The sequence below is a fragment of the Streptomyces sp. NBC_00328 genome (assembly GCF_036139655.1).
Lineage (GTDB): Bacteria > Actinomycetota > Actinomycetes > Streptomycetales > Streptomycetaceae > Streptomyces.
The window spans coordinates 8,623,104-8,639,371 of the sequence record NZ_CP108013.1 but is presented as its reverse complement, the minus strand read 5'-3'; the positions used below and the strand labels follow the sequence as shown (position 1 = coordinate 8,639,371).

General features: G+C 68.4%; 19 protein-coding genes. 6 read left to right on the top strand and 13 right to left on the bottom strand.

Annotation, left to right across the window (positions count from 1 at the left end; genetic code table 11):
- Positions 1-32 precede the first annotated feature (32 nt).
- The 7 genes from OG485_RS37810 to OG485_RS37780 are packed head-to-tail and all read right to left on the bottom strand — an operon-like array spanning position 33 to position 4,323.
- Positions 33-383: a gas vesicle protein gene (locus OG485_RS37810; RefSeq protein ID WP_328673124.1), complete on the bottom strand. Its 351-nt coding sequence runs from the start codon at positions 381-383 to the stop codon at positions 33-35.
- The gene (locus tag OG485_RS37805) at positions 376-1,500 is read right to left on the bottom strand and encodes an SRPBCC family protein (protein WP_328673123.1); all 1,125 of its coding nucleotides are present in this window, start codon (positions 1,498-1,500) and stop codon (positions 376-378) included. The genes OG485_RS37810 and OG485_RS37805 overlap by 8 nt, the downstream gene beginning before the upstream one ends.
- A 6-nt stretch (positions 1,501-1,506) precedes the next feature.
- The gene (locus OG485_RS37800) at positions 1,507-2,475 is read right to left on the bottom strand and encodes a histone protein (RefSeq protein WP_328673122.1); all 969 of its coding nucleotides are present in this window, start codon (positions 2,473-2,475) and stop codon (positions 1,507-1,509) included.
- 7 nt (positions 2,476-2,482) lie between these two features.
- On the bottom strand, positions 2,483-2,737 hold the full coding sequence (locus OG485_RS37795) for a gas vesicle protein GvpG (protein WP_328673121.1): 255 nt from the start codon (positions 2,735-2,737) through the stop codon (positions 2,483-2,485).
- A gap of 1 nt (position 2,738) precedes the next feature.
- Positions 2,739-3,488 carry a GvpL/GvpF family gas vesicle protein gene (locus OG485_RS37790; protein ID WP_328673120.1) on the bottom strand — a complete coding sequence of 250 codons (750 nt, stop codon included), beginning with the start codon at positions 3,486-3,488 and terminating at the stop codon, positions 2,739-2,741.
- A gap of 3 nt (positions 3,489-3,491) precedes the next feature.
- Positions 3,492-3,962 (bottom strand): gas vesicle protein GvpJ, encoded by a 471-nt coding sequence (gene gvpJ, locus OG485_RS37785; protein WP_328673119.1) that lies wholly within the window; start codon positions 3,960-3,962, stop codon positions 3,492-3,494.
- Between the two features lie 40 nt (positions 3,963-4,002).
- Positions 4,003-4,323, bottom strand: a complete 321-nt coding sequence (locus OG485_RS37780) for a gas vesicle protein GvpO (RefSeq protein WP_328445241.1) — start codon at positions 4,321-4,323, stop codon at positions 4,003-4,005.
- Positions 4,324-4,582: 259 nt separating this feature from the next.
- Between OG485_RS37780 and OG485_RS37775 the strand changes: the two genes are divergently transcribed.
- Both OG485_RS37775 and OG485_RS37770 read left to right on the top strand, forming a co-directional pair.
- The gene (locus OG485_RS37775; RefSeq protein WP_057605601.1) at positions 4,583-4,753 is read left to right on the top strand and encodes a hypothetical protein; all 171 of its coding nucleotides are present in this window, start codon (positions 4,583-4,585) and stop codon (positions 4,751-4,753) included.
- 246 nt (positions 4,754-4,999) lie between these two features.
- A complete protein-coding gene (locus tag OG485_RS37770; RefSeq protein ID WP_328673118.1) occupies positions 5,000-5,350 on the top strand; it encodes a PRC-barrel domain-containing protein in 351 nt (116 codons plus the stop codon).
- A 139-nt stretch (positions 5,351-5,489) separates the two neighbouring features.
- Here the strand turns inward: OG485_RS37770 and OG485_RS37765 are convergent, their stop codons facing one another.
- Entirely contained in the window at positions 5,490-6,443 is a 954-nt protein-coding gene (locus OG485_RS37765; RefSeq protein WP_328673117.1) for a ribose-phosphate diphosphokinase, read from the bottom strand.
- A gap of 495 nt (positions 6,444-6,938) precedes the next feature.
- Between OG485_RS37765 and OG485_RS37760 the strand changes: the two genes are divergently transcribed.
- The 4 genes from OG485_RS37760 to OG485_RS37745 all read left to right on the top strand — a co-directional run bounded on the left by OG485_RS37760 (position 6,939) and on the right by OG485_RS37745 (position 10,470).
- Positions 6,939-7,589: a DUF4230 domain-containing protein gene (locus OG485_RS37760; RefSeq protein WP_328673116.1), complete on the top strand. Its 651-nt coding sequence runs from the start codon at positions 6,939-6,941 to the stop codon at positions 7,587-7,589.
- A 418-nt stretch (positions 7,590-8,007) separates the two neighbouring features.
- Positions 8,008-8,514: a VanZ family protein gene (locus OG485_RS37755; protein WP_443048972.1), complete on the top strand. Its 507-nt coding sequence runs from the start codon at positions 8,008-8,010 to the stop codon at positions 8,512-8,514.
- 137 nt (positions 8,515-8,651) lie between these two features.
- Positions 8,652-9,899, top strand: a complete 1,248-nt coding sequence (locus tag OG485_RS37750) for a ricin-type beta-trefoil lectin domain protein (protein ID WP_328673114.1) — start codon at positions 8,652-8,654, stop codon at positions 9,897-9,899.
- Positions 9,900-10,131: 232 nt separating this feature from the next.
- Entirely contained in the window at positions 10,132-10,470 is a 339-nt protein-coding gene (locus tag OG485_RS37745) for a nuclear transport factor 2 family protein (protein ID WP_328673113.1), read from the top strand.
- 212 nt (positions 10,471-10,682) lie between these two features.
- Here OG485_RS37745 and OG485_RS37735 read toward each other — a convergent pair whose 3' ends face one another.
- The 5 genes from OG485_RS37735 to OG485_RS37715 all read right to left on the bottom strand — a co-directional run bounded on the left by OG485_RS37735 (position 10,683) and on the right by OG485_RS37715 (position 16,260).
- Positions 10,683-11,588, bottom strand: a complete 906-nt coding sequence (locus OG485_RS37735) for a universal stress protein (protein ID WP_328673112.1) — start codon at positions 11,586-11,588, stop codon at positions 10,683-10,685.
- A gap of 91 nt (positions 11,589-11,679) precedes the next feature.
- A complete protein-coding gene (gene pflA, locus OG485_RS37730; protein ID WP_328673111.1) occupies positions 11,680-12,417 on the bottom strand; it encodes a pyruvate formate-lyase-activating protein in 738 nt (245 codons plus the stop codon).
- Positions 12,414-14,672 carry a formate C-acetyltransferase gene (pflB, locus tag OG485_RS37725; RefSeq protein WP_328673110.1) on the bottom strand — a complete coding sequence of 753 codons (2,259 nt, stop codon included), beginning with the start codon at positions 14,670-14,672 and terminating at the stop codon, positions 12,414-12,416. The genes pflA and pflB overlap by 4 nt, the downstream gene beginning before the upstream one ends.
- Positions 14,673-14,820: 148 nt before the next feature.
- On the bottom strand, positions 14,821-15,261 hold the full coding sequence (locus tag OG485_RS37720; protein ID WP_328673109.1) for a pyridoxamine 5'-phosphate oxidase family protein: 441 nt from the start codon (positions 15,259-15,261) through the stop codon (positions 14,821-14,823).
- Positions 15,262-15,438: 177 nt separating this feature from the next.
- Positions 15,439-16,260, bottom strand: a complete 822-nt coding sequence (locus OG485_RS37715; RefSeq protein WP_328673108.1) for a helix-turn-helix domain-containing protein — start codon at positions 16,258-16,260, stop codon at positions 15,439-15,441.
- Between the last annotated feature and the right edge of the window lie 8 nt (positions 16,261-16,268).

The following is a 16,268-nucleotide window of genomic DNA, read 5'->3' as shown; positions in this document are numbered from 1 at the left end:
ACTCGGGGCGTTGCCGTGGGCCTTCTCTCAGGCTATTTCTCCGCGCTCTCGGATTCGGGTGACTTCTCCGGCGTACCGGATTCGAGCGCCTTCAGCCGTTCGCGCAGTTCGCGGTTCTCGTCCCGCAAGGCATCGCGTGAAGCTCGCGAACTGAGCGCGGGATCGTTTTCCCACCAGTCGATTCCCGCCTTTTTCGCGGTGTCCACGGACGCCACGAACAAGCGGAGCCGAATGGTGAGCAGTTCGATGTCGAGGAGATCGATCTTGATGTCCCCGGCGATCACGATGCCCTTGTCCAGAACGCGTTCGAGGATGTCGGCGAGGTTGGTGGTCTGAGGGCCGGAGGCGGGGTACGAGCCCTGCCGGACGTCCACGTCACTCACGGCGCCGCCTCTGTCCTCGCTTCTTCTTGGGAGTCTTCTTCTTGGGAGCTTCTTCCTCTTCCTCCGCTTCCCCCTCCTCGTCTTCGTCTCCGTCTTCCGCGCTCTCGTCGCCCTCGTCCTCGTATACGTCCTCGGCCTCGTCGTCGGCCCCGTCCTCGTCCTCGTACGCGTCCTCTTCGTCTTCGTCCGCGTACGCGTCCTCCGCCCCCTCTTCTCCCTCACCGTCGCCTGCGGAGTCGGCGTCTTCCTCGGCGCCTTCCTCGGGCTCCTCGCCCTCCTGCTCCTCCTGCTCGGCCTCTTCCTGTTCGACGGCGTCATCGTGGGACACGACGACTTCTCCGTCACGGATTTCGCCGCGCCAGCCTTCTGGTTCTTCGTTGGTGAGGGTCACATATCGCTGGAAGTTCTTGAAGTCCAGTCGCATACGGCGCCCTTGCGCCCGCCAGAGGTTGCCCGTCTTCTCGAAGAAGCCCGACGGGTAGTACTCCACTACAAGGACGATCCGGGTCAGGGTGGGCGCCAACTCGTGGAAGCTGACCGCGCCGCGGGTGCTCCCCTTGGCTCCCTCCGAGGTCCACACGATGCGGTCGTCAGGAATCTGTTCCTGGACGGTCGCCTTGAAGCTGCGCGACGAAGGGCCGACTTTTACCTTCCAGTCGCTCCCGCCCTCATCGTCCTTGGAGACGTCGCGAACGCCCTTGGCGAAGCTGCTGAATTTGTCGTACTGCGTCCAGTAGTCATAGGTGTCCCGGAGCGGCACTCCGACATCGAGAACCTCGATGATGTTCATGACCTTGCCGCCGCTGGCCTTCCGCTTCCCTTTGCCGCCCCCGAAAGCGCTCTTGGCCTTCTCCACGACGTTGTCCTTTACACCCTTGGCCTTCTCCGACACGAAGGCCTTCAGCGGTGAGTCGCCCTGGAGCATGCGGGACCCGATGGCGGGAAGCGAGCCGCTCTCGGCCGAATCGCTGAGCTGCCCGGCGACGTCCGTCAGTTTGTCGCCGGCTTTCTCGGCAAGGTTCTCCACCTGCGCGGACACGAACTTGGACAGCTCCTCACGGAGCTTGTCCATGCCCGACGTACCCTCTGCCGACCCGTCCGTTTCCTTCTCGGCCATGGCTGCCTACCTCCCACGACCGGCGCGCTTGGACGCTGCTCGCTTCGATGACGTCGTCTTCGAGGCAGCGGACTTCTTTGCCGGAGCGGTCTTCTTGGCTGTGGTCTTCTTCGCTACGGTCTTCTTCGCCGGAGCGGACTTCTTCGCCGCGGTCTTCTTGGCTGTGGTCTTCTTGGCCGCGGTCTTCTTCGCTGCGTCCTTCTTCGCCGGAGCGGACTTCTTGGCCGCGGTCTTCTTCGCCGGCGCGGTCTTCTTCGCCGCCGCCCTGCCGGAAGCGGCCTTCTTCGCCGGCGCGGCCTTCTTCGCCGCCCGGGGCTTCTGTCCGCCGGCGGGGGCGGCCTTCTTGCGTGCGGCGGGTTCGGGTGTCTCGCGGGACCGATCCGGCCGTGAAGCGCGGCGCCTCCGCGGCTTCGCCTCCGGCTCTTCTTCCGGCTCTTCTTCCGGTTCCTCCTCCGGTTCTTCCTCTTCTTCTTCCTCTTCTTCCTCTTCCTCGTATTCGTCCTCCGGCTCTCCCTCTTCCTCCTCTTCCTCCTCTTCTTCCTTGGGCTGGTCCTCTTCGTACTCGCCCTCGGGCTCCTCCTCTTCCTCGTATTCGTCCTCCTCGTACTCCGCGTCCTCCTCCGGCGGGTACTCCTCCTCGTACTCCTCCCCTTCGTCCGGCTTCTCCAGGAGCCGGGCCGTACGCTCGCTGAGGCTGCCCGCAAGCGTGCTCATGCCCCGGTCGGCGGCGGCCGTCATCGCCTTGCGGCCCGCCTCCAGCACTTCCCCTCGCAACTGCTCCTGCAACTCGGCGACCTGCGGGATCTCCCCCAGTCGTCGCATCCCTTCGGCGGCAAGCTGGCGAGGCTCGAGACCGAAGCGCCGGCCCGCGATATAGGTCGCGATGGACAAGGCCATCCGGCCCTTCTTGGTGCGGCCCAGCACATAGCCGCCCACTACCGCAGCCGCGAGAGCCACCTTGTCCTTGTCATCCATGATCTCGTCACCTTCGATCGCTCGGCGTGGAACAGGTCTGTGCGGCGTGCAGCCGGTCGAGCAGCCGTTCCTCTTCTCGTTCGAACTCCTCCAGGCTGATGTCTCCGTCCTCAAGCTCCCGGTTCAGCAGGGCCAGTTGGGCACGGAGCACCGCTGGGTCGTGCAACTCCCGTTCGGCGGCGTCGTTGAGCTTCTCCGCCACCCAGACAACGCCGCGGACCGGCGCGATGGGGAGGGTGAGCAGTCCGGTGATCAGTCCCATCTCAGACTCCAGCGGTTCGGACGGGAGTGCCTTCGGCGGAGACGAAGCTGTAGCAGGGCAGCGGACCCGTGAACCGGAGCTCCACCCGGTCGCGATGTGTGCGGGCGAAACGCTCTGCCGCGCTTCGGAACGCGTCACTGTCGCCGCGATCGACGAGGAACGACGCGTTGAGCACGCATCCCTGGACTTCGGGACCCGAGGCCACCGCACGGGCCCTGGGCGTCAGTTCGCGCAGAACGCGCCGACCGGCTTCGGCGGCCCTGCCCTCCAGAGCGGCCGAGACGGCCTCCCCCAGTCGCAGGCTCGCTTCGTATCCGGGCCGTCGGCGCACTTCGTCCCGCAGCCGGCGAACGTTCATGTCCTGCGTCAGAAGACTGGCCAGCGCGTCCTTGGCCGGGAGCGCCTTGACGTTGACCTCGACCCCGCCGGAGAGGTGTTCCAGTGCGGCCATGTGCTCCGCCTCACGGGCCTTCAACTGACCGCGCACCGCCTCCTCGTCGGATGCGACCACACCGAACCGCATCGGCAGTACCGATCCCTGCTCCGACAGGCGCAACAGCAGATCCTGGTGAGCGAGCAGATCACGCCGTCGGGCGCGGAGCTTGGAAGGAGCCTCACTGACGACTGCGGCGACCCGCCCCTGCCGGATCACCCGCAGTTCGGCGGCCGGGTCGCCCACCCCCTTCGCGTCCACCGGCAGCGGTCCTCCCGCCGTGATGATCGCGTAGACGTACACACCATCGCCGGTCACGGCTCACGCCTCCACGGGTCGTCGTCGGCTGCTGCCGCCCCGGGCCGGAGCACGCCGCTTCCTCGGTCGTTCCTGCTGCTCTTCCTCGTCCTCGTCGTGCTCGTCGGAGTCGTCGTCACGGCCGCCCCCGACCGCCTTGCGAACGGTGTCCCCCACGGTTTCCGCGGCCTTGCGAACCTTGCGCTTGCCGATGGACTTGGCGGCACCACCGCCGATCAGCTCGGGAACGGTGGTGCTGCCGGAGTCACGCTCCAGGTCCAGCCGGTTGCACGCCTCCGCGAAGCGCAGGTACGTGTCGACACTCGCCACCACGATGCGCGCATCTATCTTGAGGATCTCGATGCCGACCAGGGACACCCGGACGAACACGTCGATCACCATGCCCCGGTCAAGGATCAGTTCGAGCACGTCGTACAACGTGCCGGCGCGCGGCGGGCACGCCACTACCTCATCGGAGTAGGTGGTCGCGGGCATGGGGGATCCTTCCGGTCGTCGGGCAAACCTGAGTCACTGGTCACTCGTCGGCGGACCCCCGCCGATAACGGCGGACCCTGCGGTACCCCATGAGTTCGCCGTCCTGGTCGATCCGCACCTCGTACGAAGCGAGAAGGCTCGTCGTGTCCGGAATCCGCGGCAGTTCAAGGACGTCCACGACGACACACCAGCCGTCGTCCTCACGCCCCACCGCTGATACGCCCTCCGTGGGATGACCGATCAGACCCTCCAGGGCCCGGCAGGCAGCACGCGCGGCATGTTCCGCTCCACGCACGGAGGGTGTGCGTCGAGCGGTGGTCGTCGAGGACTTCCTGGGGCGCGGCCGACGCTCTTCTGCCATGAGTTCAAGTCTGGGCCGTATCCGGTTCGACGCACCTTGAGTGGGCCAGTCGAGCGTCCGCGCCCGGTCCCGCGATCGCCCCGGGGGGCGTCAGGCGGTCGCTGCAGTATTTCGCCGCCCCCGCTTCCCCCCGTTAACGCTCTCAAACTCGGAACTCAGCCACAGAATTGCCGCCGCTCCAGGTTCCGTAAAAAATATCTAAGGCCACAGGAATGCAGATCGTCGGGCAGGGCACAAGATGGCTCGGAGGTTGATAACTATGGTTCCTATTCTTCTCGTTCTCCTGCTCGCTCTGATCCTCTTCGGTGCCGGTTTCGCACTCAAGGCCCTGTGGTGGATCGCCGTCATCGTGCTGATCGTATGGGTCCTCGGCTTCGTGATCCGGCCCGCTGCAAGCGGCGGCAAGCGGGGCCGCTGGTACCGCTGGTAGGCATGCGCGGCACAACGCACGGATCCGGGTGGGCCCCGACGCCAAGGCGTCGGGGCCCACCCGCGCTTCGCCGTCAGGGTGCACGGCGGCGAATACGGGTTGACTATTTCTTGGCTACGAATGTGTGGCATCCGGGATTCAGGGCACCCGACGTCCTGAGGAAACGTCACCGAATTCAGATGACGCTTGCACGACTCCGCAGTTTTTCTGCGGACCGGCGAATAATTTCGATGAGGGAGCCGTTTTATGAGTGACAGCATCTGGGGCTACCAGGCGACCACCGGCCACATCGCGGGCAACGATCTGACCGGGTACAAGGTCGAGGCGACCGACGGCAGTATCGGGAAGGTCGACAAGCACTCGGACGACGTCAGCTCCTCGTACCTCGTCGTCGACACCGGCGTATGGATCTTCGGGAAGCATGTTCTGCTGCCGGCCGGAACCGTGAAGACGGTCGACCAGGCCGAGCGGAAGATCTATGTCGCTCTCACCAAGGACCAGATCAAGGACTCTCCCGAGTTCGACAAGGACAAGCATGTCGGCGACGCCGGCTATCACGAGCAGGTCGGCGGCTACTACGAGAACCACCGCGCCTGACCTCACAGCGCCGTACGAGAAGTGGGGCCGCCCGGAGACGCTCCGGTCGGCCCCACTTCCCATGTGTCCTACGGCAACCGAAACTCACGCGCGTCGCAAGGTGCCGATCGCGCGTCCAAGCGCTCGTTTCACGGCCTGCCTATCGGTCCTGCGGCGCGTCGAACAGAGCGCTGACGGACTCACCGTTGTGAATGCGCCGCACCGCCTCGGCGAGCGCCGGGGCGATGGACAGGACGGTCAGCTTCTCCGTGTACTCCTCGCTCGGTATCGGCACCGTGTTCGTGCAGACGATCTCCAGCACGTCGGGCTGCTCACTGAGCCGCTTGAGCGCCCCCGCCGCGAACAGTCCGTGGGTACAGGCGACGCGGATCGACCGCGGACCCATCTCGCGCAGCCTGTCCAGGAGTTCGAGGACGGTACTGCCCTTGGCTATCTCGTCGTCCAGCACGATGACATCGCGCTCGGCGATCTCGCCGATGACGGAGCTGATGCTCACCCGGTCGTCGGCGAACCGCTGCTTGGCGCCGGCGGCCACCTGGGCGCCGATCAGCCGCGCGAACGCGGCGGCCTCCTTCGCGTTGCCGAGATCGGGCGAGACCACCGTCGTACGCGACAGGTCGTTGGTCCGGAAGTGCGCCGCCAGCTCACGCAGGGCGTGCAGATGGTCGACCGGCACCGAGAAGAAACCGTGCACCTGCGGGGAGTGCAGGGTCATGGCGAGGACACGGCTCGCGCCGGCCGCCACCAGCAGATCCGCCACGAGCCGGCCGCCCAGGGAGATCCGGGGCATATCCTTCTTGTCCGAACGTGCGTACGAATAGTGCGGCATGACGACGGTGATCCGCCCGGCGGAGGCACCGCGCGCGGCGTCGCACATCATCAGCAGTTCGACCAGGTGTTCCTGCACCGGCGTGACGAGGGGCTGCACCAGGAAGACATCGCGCTCGCGGCAGTTGGCCTGGAGCTGGACCTCCAGGCAGTCGTTGGCGAACCGGCTGACGCGGGTCGGGCTGAGGGGCACACCGAGGTGTGCGCAGAGCTCGTCAGCGAGCTCTGGATGGGCACTACCGCTGAACACGGCGATGTCACGCACGACCGCTCCTCGCATGATCGAACCGGGTTGCGTCGCCGGGCGCAAGATCGGCCCGGAGTGCGTCGCCGGGCGCAAGATCGGCCCGGAGTGCGTACCTCATGCTACTGGGCGTCTTTCGGGCCTACGACCGGGGATTTCCGGTTGCGGGCGAGGCCGCGGGGCGCCGGGCCGGTTGCGGGCGGGACCGCACCGGGCCGGTTGCGGGCGGGACGGCAGGGCGCCGGACCGGGCACGGGCGTGCCGGTGGTGGGCCGTACCGGAGCGTCACGCCCCGGACGGCGTACACCCCGGCGCGTCGGGCCGGCGGCCGGGGCCCGGCGTCCCGTCCGGCCCATCCCCCTCTCCCCCAGCCTTCTACCTTCTACCTTCTGCCTTCTGCCTTCCGCGTCCGCCGGACCGCACCGCGGGCTCACGGCAGCGGAATCCGCACGCCAACCCGGCGGCCTGCGAAGGGGCTTGGGGGGTACCCGGACAGTTGAAAGGAGGACCGTCGACATGACGACGTCCATCAAACGCATGCCCGGCTGGGCGAAGGTGGTCTCCGCCTTCGTGCTGGTGCTCGTGGTGCTCTTCGCCGGGCTGCGGCTGGCCGTTCTGCCGGGACTGCGCGATGTGTTCGGCACGGAGACCCACGACAATTCGGGCCCCACGCTGCTCAAATCCATCCAGGACATGAGCCGTTACGACGCGGCTTCGGGCAACTTCCAGGTGGTCGTGGACCTGGAGAAGGACGCGAAGTACCTGCCCGACGCGATCCGAGGCACCCGCACGCTGTACGTGGGAGCCGGCACCGTCGACGCCTATGTCGATCTCGGGCGCATCGACCAGAAGGACGTGACGGTCAACGACGACCGCACGTCGGCCACGCTCCGTCTGCCGCACGCGGCACTGGGCAAACCCGCCCTCGACCCCGACCACTCCTACGCCGTCTCGAAGCAGCGCGGTCTCCTCGACCGGCTCGGTGACGTCTTCTCGGACAACCCGAACGACGAGCGGGCCGTCCAGCGGCTCGCGGCCCAGCACATCGGCAAGGCCGCGAAGGACAGCCGCCTCACCGCACGGGCCGAGGAGAACACCACCAGCATGCTCGAGGGCCTGCTGCGCTCTCTCGGCTTCACGGACGTGACGGTCACCTACGGGACCTGAGTCCGGACGGTGCCGTCGGCGCCGGGGCGAGCACACAGCCGCACCCGGCGCCCCGGCGTCCCTCACGCATGAGGTCCCGGGCTTCCCCGTAGCGGCGACCGGACACCCACCTGCTCACTTGTCCGCAAAGTCCCCCTGCCCCGAGATCCTGGGCGAGATCCCGGGCATTGTCGGCCCCGCCGGGGGTAAGCGGGCTGCACCAGAGGGCAGTTGAAAAGGGGAGGGTCTCATGGTCCGCACCGCGTTGCGCGCTCGTGCCGCCAAGGCCGTGGCCGGCCGGCGGAAACCGGCGCCGAAGTCGGGATCGGACCGGGGGAAGCCGGCGTCGAAGGCCGGAGGGGGCAGGCCGGCGTCCAAGGCGGAGCGGGGCGGAAAGGCCGCGAAGGCCGAGTCGGGGAAGCCGGAGAGGTCGCGGTGGCTGCTCGGCCGAAAGAGGCCGACGCCCGCACCCGCGCCGGAGACCCGGGCTCTGGCGCTGCCCTTCCGGCTGCTGGCCATGCTGCTCGCGTTCGCGGCCATGGTGGCGTTCGCCGTCGCGTTGGCCAGGCTGACCCTGGAGCCCTCACCGGCGTCCACGGCGCTGATCCACGACAACCTTCACCCCGGGCGCTCGCTGCGGGCCTATCTCGACCAGCCGGAGCTGCGCGACGCCGTCAAGCAGATCGGCGGGAACCTCTTGCTCGGGGTGCCCTTCGGAGTGCTGCTGCCGGTGGTGTTCCCGAAGACCCGCGGAATCCTGCGCGTCCTCGCGCTCACCGCGGCGGTCATGCTCCTGGTCGAGCTCGTTCAGGGAGCCCTCATCACCGGACGCTCCTTCGACATCGACGACGTCATCCTCAACACGACCGGAGCGCTGGTGGGTTACCTCCTTCTGGGCCGACGGCTCGGCCGGGCGGTGCACCCCAGGAAACGCCTTCGCACCTGAGGCATCACCTCAACTACTGGTACGGACCAAAGTATTGACACCTCGTTACCTCACTCCTTAAATCAAGAGGCGAAGCATGGACCCCCCACCTCAGTCGGCGCACCCTCCCCCCGGGTGACCGTACGGAAATGAGAGTCATGGACTCCCCACGCCTGCTCCGCAGATGTCTCTTCGCCGCGCTGTCCGCCGCGCTCGTCGCCTCCGCCTCGGCCGTCGTCACCCCCGCGCACGCGGGCCCGGCGGCGGCCACCGCGGCGGTCACGTTCCAGGACACGTTCGACGGGGCGGCCGGTTCGGCCGTCGACTCCTCCAAGTGGCAGCTGGAGACCGGCGACAACGTCAACAACCACGAGCGGCAGTACTACACCTCGGGCAACAAGAACGCCGCGCTGGACGGCCAGGGCCATCTGGTGATCACCGCCCGCAAGGAGAATCCGGCCAACTACCAGTGCTGGTACGGCACATGCCAGTACACGTCGGCCCGGATGAACACCTCCGGGAAGTTCACCACGGCCTACGGTCATGTCGAGGCCCGGATGAAGATCCCGCGCGGGCAGGGCATGTGGCCGGCGTTCTGGATGCTCGGCAGCGACATCGGGCAGGTCGGCTGGCCGAACTCCGGCGAGATCGACGTCATGGAGAACGTCGGCTTCGAGCCGTCCACCGTGCACGGCACGATCCACGGCCCCGGGTACTCCGGATCCGCGGGCATCGGCGCCGGCTACACCCTCCCGAACGGCCAGGCCTTCGCGGACGCCTTCCACACCTTCGCGGTCGACTGGGCGCCGAACTCGATCACCTGGTCGGTGGACGGGACCGTATACCAGCAGCGCACACCCGCCGATCTGGGCGGCAACACCTGGGTGTTCAACAAGCCGTTCTTCCTGATCCTGAACCTCGCGGTCGGCGGATACTGGCCCGGAGACCCCGACGGCTCCACCTCCTTCCCGCAGCAACTCGTCGTCGACGAGGTGAAGGTGACCACGAGCGACAGCCCGGGCGGCACCAGCGGTCCGATCAAGGGCCTCGCGGGCAAGTGCGTGGACGTGGCGGCCGCCAACTCGGCCAACGGAACGCCCGTACAGCTCTACGACTGCAACGGGACGGGCGCCCAGCAGTGGACGGTGTCCCCGGACGGCACGATCCGCGCGCTCGGCAAGTGCCTGGACGTCACCGGCAACGGTACGGCGGACGGCTCGACGGTCCAGCTCTGGGACTGCTCCGGCGCACCCAACCAGAAGTGGACGGTCACCGCGGCCCACGACATCGTGAACCCGCAGGCGAACAAGTGCCTGGATGTCACGGGCAACAACTCGGCCAACAGCACCCGCCTGCAGATCTGGACCTGCACGGGTGGCGCCAACCAGAAGTGGACGGTGGGCTGACACCGCTCGAACTGTTGTAGCTCCAATGGCGGGACTCCCGACGGCCGGCCCTGTGACAGGGCCGGCCGAAGCCGCTGCTCACAGGCGCGTTGAGCAGCACTCCGACATGGTCACCAGGAGCGGCGGGACCGGTGGCGGAAACGTCGACCGGCCCCGTCGCTCCCGCGCGTCAGGGCCGATGTGTGGTTATACCGTGGCGGAACAGGTCCAACCGTCCGGCCGAGGAGACCGAATGATCGACAGTCCGGCACACATCGTCGAGGCGGCGTTTCGGTACTACAGGTCGCAGGACCGCGACGCGGCCTTCCCTCTCTACGCCGATGGTTTCTCGTTCACCAGTCCGCAGGACGACCATATCGACAAGGCGACCTTCTTCGAGAGGTGCTTCCCGACTGCCGGCCGGTTCAAGGAGCAGCGGTTGCTTCACGTCACCCCCGCGAACGAGGAGCTCGTCCTCGTGTACTACGAGTACGAGCTCAGTACGGGCGACAGGCACCGAAACGTCGAGGCGATCACCGTTCGGGACGGACTCATCCAGGAGGTGGAGGTCTTCTTCGGAGGCAAGGCATGAACAGGCCCGGGCCCGAAGAAGGCGTCGGTGGCGGCCCGGGACCGGCACACCCGAGCTGGACACGCATCCGCCGTAGGTCGACAAGGGCCACCACGGCCCCACGATGCGGCGTCCTGTGAGGGCATACGGTTCGACGCGCACCCACATGTCGCGCCTGCCACCGGCCCACGGCGCGCTGTATGCCCGCTCCGGCGCTCTCCTCCTCGGGTGGGTCAGCCGTGGGGGACGACGGCGACAGGAGCGGTGGAGTGGTGCAGGACGGAGTGGGTGACGTGTCCGATGTGGGCGCCCAGGGGGCTGCGCCGGATGCGCCGGCCCACGACGACGAGCGAGGCCTCGCGCGAAGCGCCCACGACGTGGACAGCGGCGCTGCCGTACCGCGGCACCTCGACGACCTCCACGTCCGGGAACTTCTTCCGCCAGGGGAGCAGCACCTCGGTCACGGCCTGGGACGCGCTCAGGGCGAGTGCCTCGTGCAGCGCCGGGTTGGCGGGCGTGCCGTACGCGTAGTAGGGCGGCGGGGTCCAGCCGTGGACGACCCGCAGGGACGTCGCACGGAGCTCGGCGGCGGCGAAGGCGAACGCGATCAGCGTCTCGTCCGGGTGCTCGACGTCGAGTCCGAGGACCACGGGCCGGAACGGCGTCGCGGCGGACGGAACACCCGCCGGGTCCAGCTCGTGCTCGTCGGCGGCTGTCTCCAGCGCGCGGACCAGTACGACGGGGGTGTCCGTGTGCCCGACCGCGGACAGGCCGACCGAGCCGACCATGAATCCGCCGATCCCGCCGAGGCCCCGCGAGCCCAGCACCAGCAGTTCGGCACTCTTCGCGGCCTCGGCCAGGGCGTCACCCGGGTGGCCGGAGAGCTGCTCCGTGCACACCTCGATGCCGGGGTGACGCAGCCGGATTCCCTCGGCCGCTTCCCGGGGAATCCGCTCGGTCCAGTGCTGCTGGGTCTCGGTGCCCAGGAGCGGGGCCTGAGCCATGGGCTCCGGCACCGGCTCCCACACGTGCACGATCTTCAGCGGCAGGCCGCGCAGCTCCGCCTCGCGAGCGGCCCATTCTGCGGCGGCACGGCTCTCCTGCGAGCCGTCGAGACCTACGGTGATGGTGCGGAGCATGATCTCCACCTCCTGGGGTGAGAGTTCGGATTCCGAAGTCGTCTTCGAGCGGTTCCTCGTGCGGCCAGGGGCCGTACCCGGTATTCGGCTCTCAGTTGGCGGACAGACCGAGAGCCCTGAACCGACCCCGGACGCGTTCGGTCAGGGCGGGGTCGGGGACGGGGTTGTCCCGCAAGGGGAAAGGGATGCCCAGGGCTTCGTACTTGGGGGCGCCCAGTTTGTGGAAGGGCAGGACGTCCACGCGGTCGACGTTGCCGAGGCCGGAGAGGAAGCGGGCGAGTCCGTCGACGGTCTCGGGATCGTCGGTCCGGCCGGGGACGAGGACGTAGCGGATCCATACCGGGATGCCGAGACGGTCGAGCCGGGTGGCGAAGTTGAGCGTGGGGGCGAGTTCGCCACCGGTGAGCCGGCGGTAGGCGGCGATGTCGAAGGACTTGATGTCGAGCAGCACCAGGTCGGTGTCGGAGAGGAGTTGGTCGTCGGCGCGGGCGCCGAGGAAGCCGGAGGTGTCCAGGGCGGTGTGCAGCCCGGCTTCCTTGCAGCGGCGCAGCAGCTCGCCGGTGAAGGCGGGCTGGAGGAGGGGCTCGCCGCCCGTGACGGTCACGCCTCCCCCGGCGGTGGTGACGAACGGCCGGTACTTCTCGATCTCCGCCATCACCTCGTCGACGGTGGCCTCCTTCCCGTCCCGCATGTGCCAGGTGTCGGGGTTGGCGCAGTAGAGGCAGCGCAGGGGGCAGCCGTTGACGAAGAGGACGAACCGGGTCCCGGGACCGTCCACGCCGGTGGACAGGTCCCAGGAGTGGATCCGGCCCGTCGTCTTCGTCCTCACAGCGTTCCGTGGAAGGTGCGGCTGATCACGTCGAGCTGCTGTTCCCGGCTCAGGCGGACGAAGTTGACGGCGTAGCCGGACACCCGGATGGTCAACTCCGGGTAGTTGTCCGGGTGTTCCATCGCGTCCTCCAGGGTGGCCCGGTCCAGGACGTTGACGTTCATGTGGAAGCCGCCGGAGGCCGTGTACGCGTCGAGGATGCCGACCAGATGGCCGACGCGCTCGACGGGCACGTGTCCCAGGCCCTCCGGGGTGATCGTCGTCGTCAGCGAGATGCCGTCGCGGGCGTGCTCGTAGGGCAGTTTGGCGACGGAGAGCGCGGAGGCGGCCACCCCGTGCCGGTCGCGGCCGTTCATCGGGTTGGCGCCGGGGGCGAAGGGCTGTCCCGCGCGGCGGCCGTCGGGTGTGTTGCCGGTGTGCTTGCCGTAGACGACGTTCGAGGTGATCGTCAGCACCGACTGGGTGTGTTCGGCGTCCCGGTAGGTGGGGTGCTCGCGCACCTTCGTCATGAAGGTGTCCACCAGGCCGACGGCGATGGCGTCCGCCCGGTCGTCGTTGTTCCCGTACGCCGGGTAGTCGCCCTCGATCTCGTAGTCCACGGCCAGCCCGGTCTCGTCCCGGATCACCTTGACCCGGGCGTACTTGGCGGCGGACAGGCTGTCGGTCGCGACGGAGAGGCCGGCGATGCCGCACGCCATGAAGCGGTGCACGGGATAGTCGTGGAGCGCCATCTCGACGCGCTCGTAGGCGTACTTGTCGTGCATGTAGTGGATGACGTTGAGCGCGTTGACGTAGGTCTCCGCGAGCCAGTCCAGCATCCCGTCGTACGCCTTCGACAGCTCCTCGTACTCCAGATACTCGCCGGTCAGGGGCGGCGTCTCGGGGGCGATCCGCTCGCCGCTGATCTCGTCCCGGCCGCCGTTGACCGCGTAGAGCAGGGCCTTGGCGAGGTTGACGCGGGCTCCGAAGAACTGCATCTGCCTGCCGACGGCCATCGCGGAGACACAGCAGGCGATCGCGGTGTCGTCGCCGGTGCGGGGCCGCGTCAGTTCGTCGGACTCGTACTGGACGGCGCTGGTGTCGATGGAGACCTTGGCGCAGAACTCCTTGAAGCCGGACGGGAGTCGGGGCGACCACAGCACGGTGAGGTTGGGTTCGGGGGCCGGACCCAGGTTGTAGAGGGTCTGCAGGAAGCGGAAGGAGGTGCGGGTGACGAGGGGGCGGCCGTCCTCGCCGATGCCGCCGATGGATTCCGTGACCCACGTCGGGTCGCCGGAGAACAGGGCGTCGTACTCGGGGGTGCGCAGGAACCGTACGATGCGCAGCTTGATCACGAAGTCGTCGATCAGTTCCTGGGCGTGGGTCTCGTCGAGGACGCCCGCGGCCAGGTCGCGCTGGAGATACACGTCGAGGAAGGTCGAGGTGCGGCCCAGTGACATCGCCGCGCCGTTCTGCTCCTTCACGGCGGCGAGATAGCCCAGGTAGAGCCACTGCACGGCCTCGTGGGCGGTGCCGGCGGGGCGGGAGACGTCACAGCCGTACGTCGCGGCCATCCGGGTCAGCTCGTCCAGCGCCTTGATCTGCTCGGCGAGTTCCTCGCGGTCGCGGATGATGTGCTCGGTCGACGGCGCGGCGTCGAGTCCGGCGCGTTCCGCGCGCTTGGCGGCGATGAGCCGGGTCGTTCCGTACAGGGCCACGCGCCGGTAGTCGCCGATGATCCGGCCCCGGCCGTAGGCGTCGGGCAGGCCCGTGATGATGCCGGCCTTGCGGGCGGCGCGCATCGCGGGGGTGTAGGCGTCGAAGACGCCGTCGTTGTGGGTCTTGCGGTAGGTCCCGAAGACGCGGGTGACGAACTCGTCGGGCTCGTAGCCGTACGCCTTCAGTCCGTTCTCGACCATCCGCAGACCGCCGTTGGGCATGATGGCGCGCTTCAGCGGTGCGTCGGTCTGCAGGCCGACGATCAACTCCCGCTCGCGGTCGATGTATCCGGGCGCGTGCGAGGTGATCGTCGAGGGGGTCGCGGTGTCGACGTCGAGGATTCCCCTGCGCCGCTCCTCCGGGAAGAGCGCGCTGACCGTGCCCCAGACGGCTCGGGTGCGCTCCGTCGGGCCGGTCAGGAAGGCCGCGTCTCCTTCGTAGGGCGTGTAGTTGGCCTGGATGAAGTCGCGGACGTCGACGCGCTCGCGCCACGCCGTCCCGGCGAAACCCCACCATGCCTCACCCGTCCGGCTCCCAGCCGTCACTGCCGTGGTCATCGCCGGTCTCCCCTCACGCTGTTCGGAATGTCCCGCACTGTCGATACTTGTCGTTCGGGGTGGACGGGACGAGGGCCGGACAGTACCGGCCGGGGCGCCGAACGCCTTCCGTCCGAGGGCCGTTCGGCCCACCCCGCGATGGCGGAGGTCAGGAAGACCGCTCCACGCCGTACTGCGTGCGGCCGCCGACGAGCTCCCGGCCGGTGACCAGTTCGGACGTGATCCGGATGAAGACCTCGTGGGGAGAGGCCACCCAGGAACGGGGTCCGGTCCGGGTCAGGCGATCATGCTCGGCGGGATCGGTCACCACCAGGGCGTGGCCCGTCACGACGACGCTCCAGCCGGAGTGCGCGGTCGCGTCCACCGCGTCGGCTTCGAACGCCACCACGACGCCGTCGATGGTGCGGGCCAGTTCCGAGTCCGCCGACGTCCGCAGGACGACGGCGGAGTCGGCGTCGAGGCGGAAATTGACCGGCAGGACCGCGGGCAGGGCGTCTCGTGTGTGGACGACCCTGCCGATGGGCGCGTCACCGAGGCGGTCCAGGCATTCCTGCCGGCCGAGTTCACGAAATCCGTCGTTGGGATTCATCAGCGGGGTCAACTCTCACGCGGTACGGCGCTTCGGCCACAAGCGTCGCTTCCACCTGTGGCGGGACAGCAATCGGGGTCAGGGCTCATCGGCCCTGCTCGGTCTCCGGAGAACGGAGAAGGTCATCGGAGAACAGAGAAGGTCACGCCTTCCGGTGCTCTGCGCGCGGTGCCCGGATCACGGCACCGCGATCCGGCGTCCGCTGATCCGGTCCTGTTCGACGCGTACCCACAGGTCGCGCGCTTCGCCGCCGGCCCAGGGACGGCTGTAGGCGAGGGCGTCGAACCGGCGCCTGACGTCCGGATCGGTCACGGCCCGGGCGCTGCCCTGGACGAGTACGCTCCAGCCCTGGCTGAGGGCTTCGTCGGCGTGATCGACCTGGAAGGCGACGTTCGATCCGACCGCTGCCGCGATCGTCGAGCCCGGCGTCGTCCTGAAGGCGATCGCGCCGTCGATGACGCTGTAGTTGACGGGGAGGATGACAAGGCCGCCCGGGGTATCGGTGGCGAGCCTGCCGACGCCGTGCGTCGACAGGCGTTCCAGGCAGTCCTCGGGGCCGAGCTCGATCAGTTCGGCGTGGCCTGCGGCCTGGCCGAGGCCTGGCGGCAGGCCGGATTCTCCGCCGTACAGGGCGGCGACGCTCGTGCCGAGGGCGCCCGCGAGCCGGATCAGGACGCTGGTTCCGGGTCTCGCCGTGGACCGTTCTTCCAGGTAGCGGAGGTAACCTGCGGCTGTGCCCGCGCGGGCGGCCGTGTCCTCCCGGGTCAGGCCGAGTTCCTCACGTCGCGCCGCGAGGCGCCGCCCGATGTCGCCCGGTGCCGCCGCGGCCGAAGCGGCCGTGCGGACCGTCGGCCGGGATGCCTCCCTGGTATCTGCTGTCACGACCGACGTCGGCCAGGCTGCCTCCCTGGTGTCTGCTGTCGCGACCGACGTCGCGCCGCGTGTGCCCTCGTCCTGCGGTGTCCCGCCGAGCATGTCGCTTCGTGTCTGTCCGGACATGACCTTCG

Coding starts and splice junctions, on each gene's coding strand:
- OG485_RS37715 (WP_328673108.1), bottom strand. CDS start 16,260: ATGTCCGGACAGACACGAAGCGACATGCTCGGCGGGACACCGCAGGAC.
- gvpJ (WP_328673119.1), bottom strand. CDS start 3,962: ATGCCCGCGACCACCTACTCCGATGAGGTAGTGGCGTGCCCGCCGCGC.
- OG485_RS37760 (WP_328673116.1), top strand. CDS start 6,939: ATGACGACGTCCATCAAACGCATGCCCGGCTGGGCGAAGGTGGTCTCC.
- OG485_RS37750 (WP_328673114.1), top strand. CDS start 8,652: ATGGACTCCCCACGCCTGCTCCGCAGATGTCTCTTCGCCGCGCTGTCC.
- OG485_RS37720 (WP_328673109.1), bottom strand. CDS start 15,261: ATGAATCCCAACGACGGATTTCGTGAACTCGGCCGGCAGGAATGCCTG.
- OG485_RS37805 (WP_328673123.1), bottom strand. CDS start 1,500: ATGGCCGAGAAGGAAACGGACGGGTCGGCAGAGGGTACGTCGGGCATG.
- OG485_RS37800 (WP_328673122.1), bottom strand. CDS start 2,475: ATGGATGACAAGGACAAGGTGGCTCTCGCGGCTGCGGTAGTGGGCGGC.
- OG485_RS37770 (WP_328673118.1), top strand. CDS start 5,000: ATGAGTGACAGCATCTGGGGCTACCAGGCGACCACCGGCCACATCGCG.
- pflB (WP_328673110.1), bottom strand. CDS start 14,672: ATGACCACGGCAGTGACGGCTGGGAGCCGGACGGGTGAGGCATGGTGG.
- OG485_RS37775 (WP_057605601.1), top strand. CDS start 4,583: ATGGTTCCTATTCTTCTCGTTCTCCTGCTCGCTCTGATCCTCTTCGGT.
- OG485_RS37780 (WP_328445241.1), bottom strand. CDS start 4,323: ATGGCAGAAGAGCGTCGGCCGCGCCCCAGGAAGTCCTCGACGACCACC.
- OG485_RS37795 (WP_328673121.1), bottom strand. CDS start 2,737: ATGGGACTGATCACCGGACTGCTCACCCTCCCCATCGCGCCGGTCCGC.
- OG485_RS37735 (WP_328673112.1), bottom strand. CDS start 11,588: ATGCTCCGCACCATCACCGTAGGTCTCGACGGCTCGCAGGAGAGCCGT.
- OG485_RS37745 (WP_328673113.1), top strand. CDS start 10,132: ATGATCGACAGTCCGGCACACATCGTCGAGGCGGCGTTTCGGTACTAC.